The sequence below is a fragment of the Nocardia sp. NBC_01329 genome, assembly GCF_035956715.1.
Taxonomy (GTDB): domain Bacteria; phylum Actinomycetota; class Actinomycetes; order Mycobacteriales; family Mycobacteriaceae; genus Nocardia.
This window is the reverse complement of the sequence record NZ_CP108381.1, coordinates 4,377,522-4,393,582: the sequence shown is the minus strand read 5'-3', so window position 1 is coordinate 4,393,582 and position 16,061 is coordinate 4,377,522. Positions and strand designations below refer to the sequence as shown.

General features: G+C 66.3%; 16 protein-coding genes. 10 read left to right on the top strand and 6 right to left on the bottom strand.

All coding sequences use genetic code 11. The features are described from left to right. Positions 1-200 precede the first annotated feature (200 nt). The 5 genes from tig (at position 201) to OG405_RS19875 (ending at position 5,615) form a co-directional block, all read left to right on the top strand. On the top strand, positions 201-1,577 hold the full coding sequence (tig, locus tag OG405_RS19895) for a trigger factor (RefSeq protein WP_327147979.1): 1,377 nt from the start codon (positions 201-203) through the stop codon (positions 1,575-1,577). 499 nt (positions 1,578-2,076) lie between these two features. Continuing rightward, positions 2,077-2,667 carry an ATP-dependent Clp protease proteolytic subunit gene (locus OG405_RS19890; RefSeq protein ID WP_030523257.1) on the top strand — a complete coding sequence of 197 codons (591 nt, stop codon included), beginning with the start codon at positions 2,077-2,079 and terminating at the stop codon, positions 2,665-2,667. A gap of 76 nt (positions 2,668-2,743) precedes the next feature. After that, a complete protein-coding gene (locus tag OG405_RS19885; protein WP_327147978.1) occupies positions 2,744-3,409 on the top strand; it encodes an ATP-dependent Clp protease proteolytic subunit in 666 nt (221 codons plus the stop codon). Positions 3,410-3,770: 361 nt separating this feature from the next. After that, complete coding sequence (gene clpX, locus OG405_RS19880; protein ID WP_058856531.1) at positions 3,771-5,051, top strand: ATP-dependent Clp protease ATP-binding subunit ClpX; 1,281 nt, start codon at positions 3,771-3,773, stop codon at positions 5,049-5,051. 99 nt (positions 5,052-5,150) lie between these two features. Then, positions 5,151-5,615 carry a hypothetical protein gene (locus OG405_RS19875; protein WP_327147977.1) on the top strand — a complete coding sequence of 155 codons (465 nt, stop codon included), beginning with the start codon at positions 5,151-5,153 and terminating at the stop codon, positions 5,613-5,615. Positions 5,616-5,717: 102 nt separating this feature from the next. Here OG405_RS19875 and OG405_RS19870 read toward each other — a convergent pair whose 3' ends face one another. Continuing rightward, positions 5,718-6,287, bottom strand: a complete 570-nt coding sequence (locus tag OG405_RS19870) for a carboxymuconolactone decarboxylase family protein (RefSeq protein WP_327147976.1) — start codon at positions 6,285-6,287, stop codon at positions 5,718-5,720. 216 nt (positions 6,288-6,503) lie between these two features. Further along, the gene (locus OG405_RS19865) at positions 6,504-6,881 is read right to left on the bottom strand and encodes a nuclear transport factor 2 family protein (RefSeq protein WP_327147975.1); all 378 of its coding nucleotides are present in this window, start codon (positions 6,879-6,881) and stop codon (positions 6,504-6,506) included. Positions 6,882-7,335: 454 nt separating this feature from the next. Here OG405_RS19865 and mihF point away from each other — a divergent pair, with 454 nt between their 5' ends. Both mihF and OG405_RS19855 read left to right on the top strand, forming a co-directional pair. Continuing rightward, positions 7,336-7,650 carry an integration host factor, actinobacterial type gene (gene mihF, locus OG405_RS19860; protein ID WP_030523251.1) on the top strand — a complete coding sequence of 105 codons (315 nt, stop codon included), beginning with the start codon at positions 7,336-7,338 and terminating at the stop codon, positions 7,648-7,650. Between the two features lie 183 nt (positions 7,651-7,833). Then, a complete protein-coding gene (locus OG405_RS19855) occupies positions 7,834-8,271 on the top strand; it encodes a nuclear transport factor 2 family protein (RefSeq protein WP_327147974.1) in 438 nt (145 codons plus the stop codon). 71 nt (positions 8,272-8,342) lie between these two features. Here OG405_RS19855 and OG405_RS19850 read toward each other — a convergent pair whose 3' ends face one another. Then, positions 8,343-9,077: a TetR/AcrR family transcriptional regulator gene (locus tag OG405_RS19850; protein ID WP_327147973.1), complete on the bottom strand. Its 735-nt coding sequence runs from the start codon at positions 9,075-9,077 to the stop codon at positions 8,343-8,345. A 106-nt stretch (positions 9,078-9,183) separates the two neighbouring features. On the opposite strand from OG405_RS19850, the gene OG405_RS19845 reads away from it, so the two are divergent. Further along, the gene (locus OG405_RS19845) at positions 9,184-10,356 is read left to right on the top strand and encodes an FAD-dependent monooxygenase (RefSeq protein WP_327147972.1); all 1,173 of its coding nucleotides are present in this window, start codon (positions 9,184-9,186) and stop codon (positions 10,354-10,356) included. A 72-nt stretch (positions 10,357-10,428) separates the two neighbouring features. On the opposite strand, the gene fdhD is transcribed toward OG405_RS19845, so the two are convergent. The 3 genes from fdhD to OG405_RS19830 all read right to left on the bottom strand — a co-directional run bounded on the left by fdhD (position 10,429) and on the right by OG405_RS19830 (position 15,240). Beyond that, entirely contained in the window at positions 10,429-11,256 is an 828-nt protein-coding gene (fdhD, locus tag OG405_RS19840; RefSeq protein ID WP_327147971.1) for a formate dehydrogenase accessory sulfurtransferase FdhD, read from the bottom strand. After that, positions 11,253-13,574: an FdhF/YdeP family oxidoreductase gene (locus OG405_RS19835; RefSeq protein ID WP_327147970.1), complete on the bottom strand. Its 2,322-nt coding sequence runs from the start codon at positions 13,572-13,574 to the stop codon at positions 11,253-11,255. Before OG405_RS19835 ends, fdhD begins: the two co-directional genes overlap by 4 nt. Positions 13,575-14,127: 553 nt before the next feature. After that, positions 14,128-15,240 carry an FHA domain-containing protein gene (locus OG405_RS19830; protein WP_327147969.1) on the bottom strand — a complete coding sequence of 371 codons (1,113 nt, stop codon included), beginning with the start codon at positions 15,238-15,240 and terminating at the stop codon, positions 14,128-14,130. Positions 15,241-15,375: 135 nt separating this feature from the next. Between OG405_RS19830 and OG405_RS19825 the strand changes: the two genes are divergently transcribed. Further along, positions 15,376-15,543, top strand: a complete 168-nt coding sequence (locus OG405_RS19825; RefSeq protein ID WP_327147968.1) for a hypothetical protein — start codon at positions 15,376-15,378, stop codon at positions 15,541-15,543. Beyond that, positions 15,540-16,061: a GNAT family N-acetyltransferase gene (locus OG405_RS19820; protein ID WP_327147967.1), complete on the top strand. Its 522-nt coding sequence runs from the start codon at positions 15,540-15,542 to the stop codon at positions 16,059-16,061. The genes OG405_RS19825 and OG405_RS19820 overlap by 4 nt, the downstream gene beginning before the upstream one ends.

Here is a 16,061-nt window from a genome sequence, read left to right as displayed (position 1 = left end):
ACCGGCGTCCAGCCCGGTCAACTACCCTGGTCGGGATGCGTATCCCGAGCGCGTGAAACCGCAGGTGCTCGCCGCTTCGGACGGTACGCCGAGGGCGCGTACCCGCGCGTCGTCGCCAGACCACGCGCAATCACCCGGCCACCAGCACGGATATCGTGCGGGCCGGCGAAAACGAACCGACGAGAACGAGGAGCATGTCCGTGAAGAGCACCGTCGAGCAGCTGAGCCCGACCCGGGTCCGGATCAATGTCGAGGTGCCCTTCGAGGAGCTGAAGCCGGACTTCGATCGCGCCTACAAGGCCCTGGCCAAGCAGGTGCGCATTCCCGGCTTCCGTCCGGGCAAGGCGCCGGCCAAGCTGCTCGAGGCGCGCCTGGGCCGTGGCGCGGTCCTGGAGCAGGTCGTCAACGACGCCCTGCCCGGCCGCTACAGCGAGGCCGTCACCACCTCCGACGTGAAGGTCATCGGCCAGCCGGAGATCGAGATCACCAAGATCGAGGACGGCCAGGAGCTGGCTTTCACCGCCGAGGTGGATGTCCGGCCGGAGATCACCCTGCCCGAGGACTACAGCACCATCACCGTGACGGTGGATGCCCTCGAGATCACCGATGCCGATATCGATGAGCAGCTGCAGTCGCTGCGCCAGCGTTTCGGCACCCTGAACAGTGTCGAGCGTGCCGTCCAGGACGGCGATTTCGTCTCCATCGATCTGTCCGCCACCGTCGACGGTGACGAGGTGCCGGAGGCCGCGACCACCGGTCTGTCGCACGAGGTCGGGTCCGGTCAGCTCATCGAGGGCCTGGACGAGAGCCTGATCGGGCTGTCGGCCGGAGAGTCCAAGGAGTTCACCTCCACCCTGGTCGCGGGCGACCACGCCGGCCGGGAAGCCGTCATCACGGTGACCCTCGGTTCGGTCAAGGAACGTGAACTGCCCGAGGCCGACGACGAATTCGCCCAGCTCGCGAGTGAATTCGACACCATCGACGAGCTGAAGGACGATCTGCGGTCGCGTGTCGAGCGGGTCAAGAAGGTGCAGCAGGCCGGCGATATCCGCGACAAGGTGCTCGAGCAGCTGCTCGACAGCGTCGAGGTGCCGTTGCCCGAGGCCGTGGTGAAGGCCGAGATCGACGCCGTGGAACACGACGCGATCCACGGTTTCGACCACGACGAGGCCAAGTTCGCCGAGGCGCTGGAAGAGCAGGGCTCGAGCCGCGAGGAGTTCGACGCCGATACCAAGGAAGCCGCGGAGAAGTCGGTGAAGACCCAGCTGCTGCTGGACGCGGTCGCCGAGGCCGAGGGCACCCAGGTAGGCCAGGAAGAGCTCACCGAGCGCATCCTGTTCCAGGCCCAGCGCTATGGAATGGCCCCCGAGCAGTTCATCCAGCAGGTGCAGCAGGCCGGCCAGCTCGGCGCCGTATTCGCCGACGTCCGTCGCGGCAAGGCCCTGGCGGAAGTTGTCGGCCGGGTGACTGTCACCGATTCCGAGGGCAACAAGGTCGACACCGACGAGATGTTCGGCAACGCCAAGGAATCCGACGCCGCCGACGAGGCGACCGAGGACTCCGCGGACGAGGAGTAAACCACTCGAGGATTTGCGTACGGGAAGCCCTGGGACCTGAGGCGGTGTTGGCCATCCGGAGACAGAACACGATCGAGGACTGTCACCGGTACGCGCACGCCGAGGGGGCCGGGGCTTCGTCGTCCCCGCAGCGCGTCCGGTCGGTCACCCGCCGGGAACCCTTTGAGCACCTACAGTGCTGTGGGCACGCCCAGCTCGGTGGATGCGCACCTCCGTGCGAACCTTTCGTCTACTCCGGATGGTCAGCATTCGTGGTCGGGGCCCGCCCCGGTTCTGGAGCGACGAAGCGAAGGAGCGCAGCGACTGAGCGTAGGAGTGAAGAACCGGGGTCACGAGGGCCCCGACCATGCGTCGCCGGAGGCGGCGCCATCAATATTGCGCTCTGAGCGAATCGGGGTGGTACCGGGAGTTCGGTGCCGCCCTGCTTCGTTAATGTTTGTGACAGCAACGAGCCGGCGAGAGAAGGCAGGTATCCGTGACAATCAACCAAGCCGAGGTCATGACAGCTCCGACCGCTGGGCTCAATCTCAGCGATTCTGTGTACGAGCGCCTGCTGCGAGAGCGCATCATCTTTCTCGGCACCCAGGTCGACGATGACATCGCGAACAAGATTTGCGCGCAGATCCTGCTGCTGTCGGCGGAGGACCCGACCAAAGATATTTCGCTTTACATCAACTCGCCCGGCGGGTCGGTGAACGCGGGTATGGCGATCTACGACACCATGCAGTACGCCGAATGCGATATCGCGACCACCGCGATGGGTCTGGCCGCGTCCATGGGGCAGTTCTTGCTGACCGCGGGCGCGCCGGGAAAGCGTTTCGCGCTGCCGCACACCCGGATCATGATGCATCAGCCGTCCGCCGGTATCGGCGGTTCCGCCGCGGATATCGCGATCATGGCCGAGCAGTTCGCTTATACCAAGCGTGAGCTGAACGAGTTGCAGGCGATGCACACCGGCAAGCCGGTGGAGCAGATCAATGCCGACGCCGACCGCGACCGCTGGTTCACGCCCGACCAGGCGCTGGAGTACGGCTTCATCGACCGTGTGATCACCAATGCGCGCCAGGCGGGCGGCACGGGCAGCAACTAGGGCGGCGTTCGTGAATCCGGCCCGGGGTTCGCGAATCCGTCCGGCGGACAGCTCACTCACAGACTTGGAGACGAATATGGCCAATCCGAACGATTCTCGTGGCCTCGGCGGTATCGCCCCGGCGGGCCCGCAGTCGCGCTACATCCTGCCGTCGTTCATCGAGCATTCGAGTTTCGGCGTCAAGGAATCCAACCCGTACAACAAGCTGTTCGAGGAACGCATCATCTTCCTCGGCGTGCAGGTCGACGACGCGTCGGCCAACGACATCATGGCGCAGCTGCTGGTGCTCGAATCGCTGGATCCCGATCGTGATATCACGATGTACATCAATTCGCCGGGTGGTTCGTTCACCTCGCTGATGGCGATCTACGACACCATGCAATACGTGCGTGCCGATGTCGCGACCGTCTGCCTCGGGCAGGCGGCTTCGGCGGCGGCGGTGCTGCTGGCGGCCGGCACCCCCGGTAAGCGTGCCTGCCTGCCCAATGCGCGCGTGCTGATCCATCAGCCGTCGGTCGAGGGCGGTATCCAGGGGCAGGTTTCGGATCTGGAGATCCAGGCGGCCGAGATCGAGCGGATGCGCCGGTTGATGGAGGCCACCCTGGCCCGGCACACGGGCAAGGACGCAGAGGTCATCCGCAAGGACACCGACCGTGACAAGATCCTGACGGCCGAGGATGCCAAGGAGTACGGGATCATCGATACGGTGTTCGACTACCGCAAGCTCAGCGCCCAGAAGTGAGGCGTATCCGGGTCCGGCGCGCCGCGTGAGTGGTACGCCGGACCGGTCGGGGCAGCGGGCCCCGGCCGCGGTGATTCCACGCGACGTTTCCCGACACACCCCGGGTGGTCCGGTATCGGAGAAAACGTGCCGCGACGCGGTATCCGCGTGAATCCCCGCACAACCGCGACGAGAAACCTGCCCGAGTTGTCGACCTCCATCGCACACACCGGGTACGGTCAAACCCAGGGACCTTTGTTCCCGGTTGACAGCACCGCCCTTCTATCCGGGTGATCGATCCGGATTCGCTCCACCGCAGGCGGCGGTCGGCTGGAAGCTGGACGGATGGTTGCACGCGAACAAGGAAGTAGGGACCCACGAGATGGCGCGCATCGGCGACGGCGGCGATCTGCTCAAATGCTCGTTCTGCGGAAAGAGCCAGAAGCAGGTCAAGAAGCTCATTGCGGGACCAGGGGTGTACATCTGCGACGAGTGCATCGATCTGTGCAACGAGATCATCGAAGAGGAGCTGGCCGAATCCAGCGAGGTCAAACTCGATGAGTTGCCCAAACCCGCGGAGATCCGGGATTTCCTGGAGAACTACGTAATCGGGCAGGACACAGCCAAACGCACGCTCGCGGTCGCGGTGTACAACCATTACAAGCGTATTCAGGCCGGCGACAAGGGTCGTGACGCGCGCGGGGAAAGCGTCGAGTTGGCGAAGTCCAATATTCTGATGCTCGGTCCCACCGGTTGCGGTAAGACCTATCTGGCGCAGACGCTGGCGAAAATGCTGAATGTGCCGTTCGCGATCGCCGATGCCACCGCGCTCACCGAAGCCGGTTACGTGGGTGAGGACGTCGAGAACATTCTCCTCAAACTCATCCAGGCCGCCGATTACGACGTCAAGCGCGCCGAGACCGGGATCATCTACATCGACGAGGTCGACAAGATCGCGCGTAAGAGCGAGAACCCGTCGATCACTCGGGATGTCTCCGGTGAGGGTGTGCAGCAGGCGCTTCTGAAGATCCTGGAGGGCACCCAGGCGAGTGTGCCGCCGCAGGGTGGGCGCAAGCATCCGCATCAGGAGTTCATCCAGATCGACACCACCAACGTGTTGTTCATCGTGGCGGGCGCGTTCGCGGGTCTGGAGAAGATCATCTCCGACCGTACGGGTCACCGCGGTATCGGGTTCGGTGCCGAGGTGCGGTCGAAGGCCGAGATCGACACCACCGATCATTTCTCCGAGGTGATGCCGGAGGATCTGATCAAGTTCGGTCTGATCCCCGAGTTCATCGGCCGGTTGCCGGTGGTGGCTTCGGTGACCAACCTGGACAAGGACTCGCTGGTGAAGATCCTGTCCGAACCGAAGAACGCCCTGGTGAAGCAGTACATCCGGCTGTTCGAGATGGACGGCGTAGATCTGGAGTTCACCCGTGACGCGCTCGAGGCCGTGGCCGATCAGGCCATTCTGCGCGGTACCGGCGCACGTGGTCTGCGCGCCATCATGGAGGAAGTCCTGCAGCAGGTGATGTTCGATATCCCGAGCCGCGACGATGTGGCCAAGGTCGTCGTCGACGCGGATACCGTGAACGACAATGTGCTGCCCACCATCGTGCCGCGCAAGCGGGAGCGTCCGGAGCGCCGCGACAAGTCGGCCTGACAGATCCGCAATCGTTCCGATGCGGGAACGGAGCCGGTCCGGAGCCGGCCCGCAGTAATCTCGGTGGCCCCCGACATTCGTGCGATGTAGGAGCAGGTCATGGTGACACGGCTGCTTGTGCAAGGCATCAGGTTCGAGCGGCGCGCTGACGCCGATACGCCCACGCGGTCGATCCGCGTGGGCGTTCTGCTGTCGCTGGCGGCGATCGTATCGATCCCGTGGCTGTTCACCGCGGCCCCGGCTGCCGCGACCGTGCGCGAGGTCAGTGTGACACCGGATCTGAACGCCGGTATCCGGACGAACTACGGCACCGGTTGCAGCTACACCGTGCGGGCCTGGCTGAGTGAGGCGGTCACCGAGGTGACTTTCCTGGACAACGGGGTTCCGTTCGCGACGGTCCCGCCCGACGGCGGTGGGCTGGGGCTGGTGCACTGGGTGCCCGCCTACGAGGGTGACCACACCCTGCAGGCGGTCCAGCCGACCGGTGGGAACGATCAGGCCCCCTATGTGCAGGTGTTCGTCGGCCGCGGGGAGCACATCGGCTACGCGTGCTGGGTCATCTGAGCCGGGCTCACGCCGCCCGAATCCGATCCGGGCTCACGCGCGAATCGGATCCGGGCTCACGCGCGAATCGGATCCGGGCTCACGCCCGAATTCGATCCGGGCTCACGCCCACGGCACCCGGCAGGAATCGGTGCTGAATCCCTGGGCGGTGATTCCCAGGGCGTGGTTGTTGCGGGCCCGGGAGTTCTCCAGGGCGATTTGATAGGTCAGTTCGACGACTCCCGCGCGGCCGAATCGTTTCTCCAGGTCGGCCACCTGCTCGTCGGTGACGGTCATCGGGGTGGCGGTCATGGCGTCGGCATAGGCGATGGCCGCGCGTTCGTCGTCGGTGTAGTGCGGTGAGGTCTCGTAATCGGCGATGTGCTGGAGACGGTCGATATCCAGGCCGTCCAGTCGTTGCAGCATGGTGCCGAAGTCGACGCACCACGAGCAGCCGACGGTCCATGCCGTGCGGTAGACCGCGATTTCACGGATATTGGCCGGCAGTTTCTTCGACACCTTCTCGGCGAGCATTTCGTGTACCCCGCCGGCGATCAGGATTCCGGTGTGGTGGGCGCCGACGGCGAATGGTTCGGGGACTTCGCCGACCTTGCGCTTGGCGAACCAGTACAGCGCTCTGGTCAGCGGCCCGGCGTTCTCGGGGGCCACGGCGGGAATGCGGGAAGTACTCATCGGGTCTCCTCCTGAGGTGGGGTTTGTTGTCCCTGCAACTCGGACGAGATAGCGACCCGCGGCGTGACGCCCCGGAGCGCCTACGGTGACGGCCGAGCGCACTCGTGCCCTGTGATCAGGCTATGCCGGGTGCGCGGTGCGGGCCAGGCCGGTCGTAGGCGGCTCCGGGGCAAGGCGATATGGCGGCTCAGCGCAGTCGAGCCGCCATATCGCGGGTCATTCGGGTTCGACGGACATATCGTCGGCGCTCCAATAGGCGCGCATCCGGGTGATCCGGCCTTCGTCGTCGAACTCCATGACATCGATCGGGCTCAGTGTCATGCGGTGCCCGCCTGCCCTGGTCACGAGGGTGAACACGAAGGCGGCGTGGTTTCCGGCGATCCGTACGGTCTCCGGGGCGAGGCTCGTTTCCCGTTCGAGGCTCGCGATCACGTCGTAGAACTCGCGGATGGCATCGTGCCCTTGTTTGGGTTCGGTGCCGATCGGGTCCTCGATCACGGCGTCGGGGGCATAGAGATCGACGATATCTGCGGTCGGCCCCGCACCGACGAGTTTCACGTACTGCTCGACTACGTCGCGGATCTCCCGTGCCATCACAACTCCTATCAAATTGAAACGTGTTCTAGGTTCGGGAGCGTAGCAGTTGCTTGTGCGGCCGGTAACCGAATCGGCGCGCAACAGGATATTCGCACATATGCCCTCCACTGCGTTGTGGTGGGAAAAATGCCTGGTAGAGACACTGGGATTGCAGGACGGGCGGGTATCGCCGCTGACCCCTCGGTTCGTCGTTGAACCGCCGCCGTGCAGTTATGTGTCTGCTGATAATTTCGCAGTGAACGCTTCGAGTGTTACGTGTTCCAGGCGGAATTCTGCGCCGGATCCCATTGTCCGGGCACTCGCGATCGGGGTGCTCGCCCGGTGAGCGAATCAGAAATCATTGCTATGACTGCAGGTCCGGACGGTGTGTCGGTCGTTCGGTGTCGGTATTGTGATGTTGAATCGACCCGGTCAACCAGATGTTCGAGCGATGAGTGAAAGCGGAGGAGATATGGCACTGCCAACGATGACCGCGGAACAACGCACGGAGGCTCTGGCCAAAGCGGCGGCGGTGCGCAAGGCGCGCTCCGAACTGATCGGTCAGGTGAAAGACGGCAAAGTCTCTGTCGCCGACCTGCTGCGCAAGGCCGATAGTGATGAACTGGTCAAGAAGACGAAGGTGGTCGCCGTGATCAAGGCGCTGCCCGGCGTCGGCCCGGTGAAGGCCGCCAAGCTGATGGACCAGGCGGATATCCCGGAGGATCGCCGGATCGGCGGGCTGGGCGCCCGTCAGCGGGCGGCGCTGCTGGAGGCGCTGGCCAACTGAGGAGGGGGAGCGTCCGGCTCGGACGCTCCGAACTCCGGCCGTGGCCGAGCCGGTCGGTGAAACGACCGGCGTGGCCCGGCGGGTGGCTGTCGCGAGCCGCCGTGCACGATCATGGGCGCCGATCGGCGTATCGGTTCGGGCGGTTCGCGGCCTCGAACACGGGAGTGTGGATACCGTGGCCGTATGGCTATCCGCGAAGAACTCGAAGCGTTCCTCGACGAATATCAATCCGCGCTGAGCGCCTACGACGCCGAACGCACGGCCGCGCTCTGGGGGACTCCGGGCACCATTGTCGGCGACGATTTCGTCGGTTCGCTGCATTCACGCGAAGAGATGGCCCGCGGGCTGGCGCAAGCCCATCCCATTTACCAGATGCTCGGATTGACGCGCGTCGACCACACGGTGATCGATTACGCGGAGCTGACCGGTTCACTGGTCCGGGCGCGAGTGCGCTGGCATTTCTACGACAGCGACGACGGGCTGCTCACCGACAGCGACTACGAGTACTTGTTGCGCCGCGACGACGACGGATTGCGTACCTACGTCGCGGTCGCCATCGATGAGGCGGAGAAATTGTCCCGGCTCGCGGCCGAGCGGGGAATTAGGTTGCCCGGAATGTGAGCGCCGCGTCCTTCCGGTAGCCGGGACGGGACTGCCCGGAAATCCGGAGCCGGACGGCCCGGAAATTCGGGTCACTCCCGTCGGATACCGCGTTCGGCGAGCAGTGCCGCTACCCCGTCGAGAATGCGTTCCGTTCCGAATTCGAGGGCGGCATCGCGTTGCGGTGTGCGGGCCGGTGGTCCGGCGGGTGCCGAGGGTTCCGATATCGCCGCGACCAACTGCGGAAACCGGCCGTCCGCCAATTCCAGTGCGGCGGCCATCGCGCCGGTGAATTCTCCCTCGGTGGCACCGGGGCCCACGACCTGCTGCGCCAGGCTGCGCACGTGCCCGTTCAGCACGACGAGCGTATCGAGCCGTTCCGGTCCGGTCAGGTCGATATCGGCCGCCGCCTCCAGCGCGGCCTCGGTCCAGCCCAGTTCGTTGGGACCCATCGGTCGCGCGCCGGCCAGTAGTTCCATCACCCAGGGGTGGCGCCGGTAGCGCTCGAAAGTCAGCAGTGCCCAGGACCGCAGGCCGCTGCGCCATGGTTCGGGGCCGGAGGTGTCCAGCGCCGGTAGGTCGCTCATGGCCTCTTCCACCATCAAGGCGGTCAGTTCGGCCTTGCCCGGCAGGTGGCGGTACAGCGACATCTTGGTGTAGCCGAGCCGATCGGCCAGCCGCTGCATGGAGAGGGCGGCCAGGCCTTCGGCATCGGCCAGTTCGACCGCCGCGGCGATGATCGCGGACCGGGTGAGGGTGGGTTTGGGGCCCCGGGTCGGTCGCCGGTCGGTTCCCCAGAGCAGCTCGAGCACGGTCGGCGTCGCCATCGGGTGCCTTTCGGAGTGGGTTGACGTGGAACTGTGTCTACCATACGCTAATTGGCGTCCGTCGGAAACAGTTTCTTACGGACGCATATCATGGATGGAGTTCGTCATGCAGAACCGCACCGTTCTCGTCTCCGGGGCGAGCATCGCCGGCCCCGCGCTCGCCTACTGGCTCGAGCGGCACGGATTCGACGTCACCGTGGTCGAGCGCGCTTCAGCGCTACGACCGGGTGGTCAGGCCGTCGATTTCAAGGGGGCCGTACAACGCACGGTGCTCGAGCGAATGGGCGTATACGACGAGATCCGCCGACGTAGTACCGGCGCCACCGATACGGTCTTCGTCGACACCGACGGGCGAGAACAGGCGCGCATGTCCGGCGATTTCAGCGGTGGCGATGTCGAAATCCTGCGCGGCGATCTCGCCGAGATCCTCTACGGGCTCACGGCCCGGCGTTGCAGCTATGTGTTCGGTGATTCGATCAGTGCACTGCGCGATACGGCCGCTGGCGTGGAGGTCGAATTCGAACACGGTCCGGCACGCCGGTTCGACCTGGTCGTCGGTGCGGACGGTATCCATTCGCGGGTGCGCTGCCTGGTATTCGGGCCGGAAGCGAAGTTCGTCCGGCACCGCGGCTACTACTACGCCATAGCCGGGGAACCGCTCGCCGGGGAACGCGCCGGCGGGCCGCGCCGACGGATGTCGTTCGCGTACAACACACCAGGGCGGCTCGCGGTGCGCGGTGGCCCCAAGGCACAGCATATGTACATGTTCGCCGCGCCCGAACTCGAGTTCGCCGACGACGCCGAGAAGCGTCGCGTACTGGTCGACCGGTTCACCGGTATGGGTGGGGCGGTACCCGAGATGCTGGACGAACTCTCGGAATACGACGATTTCTACCTGGACGGCCTGGCACGGGTACGCATGCCCAGTTATGTATCGGGACGGGTGGCTCTGGTCGGCGACAGCGCATACGGGAACACGCTCGCAGGCTTCGGGACCGGTCTGGCGCTCGTGGGAGCTTACGTACTGGCCGGCGAACTCGCCGCCGCATCGGGCGACCACACCGCGGCCTTCGCCCGGTACGAGCAGATCATGCGCCGATACGCGAAGCTCGGCGGCCACAGCAGCCCGGGTCCGTTCCTGGCCCCGAAAACGGCCCGGGGCCTGCGTATGCGTAACTGGTTCCTGGGGTCACGGTGGTTCGACATCATGGACAAGTTCGCCGGCGACGCCAAGGACGATATCGAACTGCCCGACTATGCCGGCGTGATGCCGCGATAGCGGGCAGGACCGGTGATGCGGGCGGAACCGGCCGAAGCGGTCGCGGCGGAAACCATTCGGTGCAGGCCCGGGTCACTCGGCGGGAGCGGACCCGCGGATCCGCTCCGGATGGCTGTAGATGTTCATCGTCTCCCCGCGTACGAAACCCGCGAGGGTGAGACCGGATTCCTCGGCCAGATCGACGGCCAGCGAACTGGGGGCCGAAACGGCGGCCAGGACGGGGACACCGGCCAGAACCGCCTTCTGTGCCAGTTCGAACGACGCGCGTCCGCTGACCACCAGCACGAGATCGGCAGCCGGGATGCGGTTCTCGCGCAGCGCCCAGCCGATCACCTTGTCCACGGCATTGTTGCGGCCGATGTCCTCGCGCACCGCCAGGACTTCCCCGGCCGCAGTGAACAGGCCGGCCGCGTGCAGACCGCCGGTGGCGTCGAACACCGTCTGGCGGCTGCGCAGCCCGTCCGGCAGCACGGCCAGTACCGCGGCGTCGAGCAGTGGTTCCGGCCGCGGCAAGGGATACCGGGTGCGCATCCGGACCTCGTCCAGCGCGGTTCGTCCGCAGAGACCGCAGGCGCCGGTCGTCAGAAACGGGCGGGCCGGGAGGACGATCGGGGAGTGCAGGTCCACATCCAGCACGTTGTAGGTGTTGCGCCCCTCTTCGTCGGTACCGGCGCAATAGCGGGCGCTGTGGATATCGGCAGCCCCGGCGATGAGAGTCTCACCGAAGAGGAAACCGTGCACCAGGTCGATATCGTGGCCGGGAGTGCGCATGGTGACCGTGAGCGATTCACCGCGGATCCGGATCTCCAGCGGCTCTTCGACGGCAAGCGTGTCGGGACGGATGATCTCGCCGGACGGGGTGATCCGCCGCATCCGGCGCCGGGCGGTGACTCTGCTCATCGCGTGCGATGGATATGGGGCAGGCGATGGATATGGGGTTCGAGCCGGATGGTGACGGCCTTGGAGACCGGAGTGTTCGACCGCGCCGCCACATGGTCGAGGGGTACCAGCGGGTTCGTCTCGGGGTAGTAGGCGGCGGCATTACCGCGGGGAGTCGAATAGGCCACCATCCGGAATCCCTCGACCCGCCGGTCGGTCCCGTCGGTCCACTCCGAGACCAGGTCGACCAGGTCGCCGTCGTGGAAACCGAGTTCGGCGATATCCGCGGCGTTCACCAGGACCACCCGGCGTCCGTGGTGCACCCCGCGATAGCGATCGTCGAGACCGTAGATGGTGGTGTTGTACTGGTCGTGGCTGCGCAGGGTCTGCAGGATCAGCCGACCCTCCGGGACCGGTACCCAGCTCAGCTCGTTCACCGCGAAATTCGCCTTCCCGGTGGCGGTCCGGAATTCACGGGAATCACGCGGCGGATGCGGGAGTACGAAACCGTTGCGCTGCCGGACCCGGGCGTTGTAATCGGCGCAACCGGGCACCACCCGGGCGATGGCGTCGCGTACGAGGTCGTAGTCGCCGCGGAACCGCTCCCACGGCACCGGGTGTGCGAGGCCCAGCAGTTCGCGGGCGAGTTCGCAGACGATCGCGACCTCACTGCGCAGTTCCGGGCCCACCGGATTCAGCCGGCCGGTGGACAGATGCACCATCGACATCGAATCCTCCACCGAAACCTGTTGCCGGACACCGTTCTGGATATCCAGATCGGTACGACCCAGGGTCGGCAGGATCAAGGCCGTGGCCCCGTGGACGACGTGGCTGCGGTTGAGTTTCGTGGATACCTGCACGGTCAGCGCGCAACCGCGCAACGCCGCTTCGGTGACCGCGGTATCGGGGGTGGCGGAGACGAAATTACCGCCCATACCGAAGAAGACACGGGCGTGGCCGTCACGCAGTGCCCGGATCGCCGCGACGGTGTCGTACCCGTGTGCTCGCGGACTGCTGATACCGAATTCGCGATCGAGCGCGCCGAGGAAGGATTCGGGCACCTGCTCCCAGATACCCATGGTGCGGTCGCCCTGCACATTGGAATGCCCGCGGACCGGGCACAAGCCCGCGCCCGCCTTCCCGATCATGCCGCGGGCCAGCAGCAGATTGGCCGCTTCCTCGATGGTGGCCACGGCATGGGTGTGCTGGGTGAGCCCCATAGCCCAGCACACGATGGTGCTCTTCGACCCGGCCAGGAGTTCGGCGGTGCGTTCCAGTTCGTCGCGGGACAGTCCGGTCGCGGTGATCACCGTATCGAGGTCGACGCCGCGGATATGCCGTTCGTAGTCGGCGAAACCCGCGGTGTGGCCGTCGACGAAGTCGCGATCCAGGACGGTGCCCGGGGCTCGGTCCTCGGCCTCGAACAGCAGTTTCGCCAAACCCTGGAACAAGGCCATATCGCCGCCGAGGCGGATCTGCAGGAAATCGTCGGCGATATCCACACCGGTGGTGAGGCCTCGCACCGTCTGTGGATCGCGGAAACCGATCAGCCCGGTCTCGGGCAGCGGATTGATCGCGACGACGCGCGCGCCCGCTTTCTTGGCGTCGGCGAGGGCGCTGAGCATGCGCGGATGATTGGTGCCCGGATTCTGACCCGCGACCAGGATCAGGTCGGCGGCCGCGAAATCGTCGATGGTCACCGAGCCCTTGCCGATACCGATCGAACCGGTGAGCGCGGTGCCCGAGGATTCGTGACACATATTGCTGCAGTCGGGCAGATTGTTGGTCCCGAAGCTGCGAACCATCAATTGGTAGAGGAACGCCGTCTCGTTGGCAGTGCGGCCCGAGGTGTAGAAGACGGCCTCGTCGGGGGAGTCCAGGTCGCGGAGTTGATCGGCGATGAGCCGGTAGGCGTCCGCCCAGGAAATGGCGGAGTAGTGGGTATCGCCGGGACGCAGCACCATCGGATGAGTGAGCCGGCCCTGACGGCCCAGCCAGTACCCGGACCGGTCGGCGAGATCGGCGATCGAATACCGGGCGAAGAACTCGGGCCCCACTGTCTCGAGCGTCGCCTCCTCGGCAACGGCCTTGGCGCCGTTCTCGCAGAACTCGGCGGGCCGGCGGTGACCGGTCGGTTCGGGCCAGGCACAGCCCGGACAGTCGAACCCGTGCACCTGGTTCACCCGCGCCAGGGTCCGCGCCGTGCGGACGACCCCCATATCGGAGACCGCACGTTGCAACGCCACGGCGACCGCGGTCACCCCGGCCGCCTGCTCCTTCGGCGGGGTGACCGTCAAGGCGGACTCGTCGATATCGTCGGCCGGGGCGCTGCGGTGCATATGGTCCATTGTGCGGTGTGCGGTGGGCCATCCGCAGAAGGGTGGCCGTTGAGCACTTACAGTGTTGTGATCCTGCCCAGGTGGGCCCGGTTTTCAGGTCGACGCGTGATTTCCGGTATTGCGGATGGTGTTACTCGCGCGGCGCGGCTCGGTCCGAGGTGGGTAGCGAGAAAAGGTGGAGCGTGCAGCGACCGAGCGTGTGCTGCGGTCTCCAGCGAGCGGCGACCAGCCAGCGGTCGCATCGACGCACCCCTACCCGGGTTGATCGACCCATCCGAGCACACACCTCGCGTCTACTGCGGATGGTCGCCCTCAGTGTCGGGGCCCGCCCCGGTTCTGGAGCGACAGAGCGAAGGAGCGCAGCGACTGAGCGCCGGAGTGAAGAACCGGGGTCACGAGGGCCCCGACAGCCCCGCCGAAGGCGGGGCAATCGAACACAGTCGGGGCCCGCCCCGGTTCTGGAGCGACGAAGCGAGGGAGCGCAGCGACTGAGCGTAGGAGTGAAGAACCGGGGTTAATAGGGCCCCGACCCGCCCCGCCGCAGGCGGGGCAATCAAACACTGTAGGTGAGGACCTGTTCGCTGATGCGGATCCGGCCGCCGGGGGGAAGTTCGGTCGGGGTTTGACTGATCCGTGTCCAGCGGGGTTCGCCGGGGGTGGAAACGAAGGTTCCGGCCGCGGTTCCGGCGTCGCGGAGGAAGACCTTTCCCGAATTCACCGACAGGTAGGCGTGTACCCGTGAGATGTGCCGGTCGCGCTGCAGGACCAGAGGGGCTGCGGTTTTGCGGCGTACCGATTCGTCCACCGAGGGTCCGCGGCCGATGACGTAGGCGCGGTCGAGTGGGTAGGCGGTGCCGTCCTCGGCGACCAGGGTGGGGGCGGTCGCATGCTGAGGGTCGGCGGTGGGCGCGGCGGTGGGCGCGGGGGTGTGCAGAGGGGGGCGCGGCGATTCTTTTCGCAGGCGGATCGGCTGGGCTTCGACGCGCATCGATGCCGGTGCGGCCGACCACGCCCGGGTGCCGGGCAGCGGCTCGGGGGTGGGAGCTTCGGTGAGGCCGGTCCGCGGGCCGGACTGCGAGTCCGGTTCCGGTTCGCTCGCCGCGAGTCCGGCCGGTGCGGTCGCGACGGGTTCGTAGGATGTCACGTTCTTTTTCACCGGTGTTGCCGTGCGGTTCCGGTTCTTGTTGTTCCGGCGCACTGCCGCCTCGATGACGAAACCGCCGCCGGGCACTACGCCGCCGCGCAGATCTGTTCGTGGATACGGCGTGACCCGGCCGTCGGAGCCGGGGCCCACGGCCAGTGTTCGGACCGGGTCGCGCACGATTTCGTCTACCCAGGTGAAGGCGCGGGCGCCCACGAGCCGCCGGGAGCCCTCCGCGCCGGAGATCATCGCGGAGACCGGGCCGCGCAGCAGCACCAGGGTGCCGTCGGCGGTGGGCGCGACCAGCCCGAAAGGTGGCGGCTCGGAACCGGTGCCGAAGACGACGGCCGCGAGCCGCTGCGCGATGGCCGCACCGGGGTGCTCCACGTCCGCCACGGCTTCGACGGCGCCGAGTATCCGCTCGGTGGACGTATTGGCGCCCACGAGATAGATCACGACATCACCGAATCGAGCGACCAGGCCTTCGCCCGGTGCGATCCCGATTGTGGACGTATCAACGCGCACCCGCGGCTCCTTCCTGGCGCACTACCGGATCCAGCATAGATGCGAATCCGTTACCCGGCGTATGAGATGGTTGCGACGGATCTCCGGGTGGGAGGCCGGGGCGTCCGTGGCACACGGAACAGGAAGAAGGACCTCATGCCGCTCCGCGCACTGGACGAGCGCACCGCGCTGATAATCGTCGATCCGCAGAACGGGGTGCGGGCACGGCCGGTCGCGCCCGAGCCGGTGGCGGCGGTCGTGGCCCGCGGGACCAGGGCCGAGGTTCTGGAACTGTTGCGCGTCTCCCGGTCGGGTGCGAGATGATCCGTTCGGCCGGTGCCGCGGATATCCCGGTGCTGCAGGGGATCGAGGTACGTGCGGGGGAACCGTTCGCCGCGGTCGGCATGGATGCGGTCGCCGGTGACGAACCATTGGCGGCCGAGGTATTGGGTGAGTTCGTGCTGGACGGCCGTGCCTGGGTCTGGGAGGACGAGGCGCGGGGGCCGGTGGGCTACCTGATCGTGAGCGTCGTCGACGGGAACGCGCATATCGACCAGGTATCGGTACTGCCCGACTGTCGCGGGTCGGGGATCGGCCGTCGCCTGATCGATCGCGCGGTGAGCTGGGCCGCCGAGCACCGGCTGCCCGCGATAACCCTCACCACGTTCACCGAGGTGCCGTGGAACGGGCCCTACTATCGGCGGTTGGGTTTCCGCTACCTCGACCCGGCCGCGGAGACCCCGCAGTTGCGCGCTTTGCGGGTGGCCGAGATCGCGCACGGTCTCGATCACTGGCCCCGCTCCTGTATGTGGGCCGCTGTCGGGACCTGGGAATACGCCTGA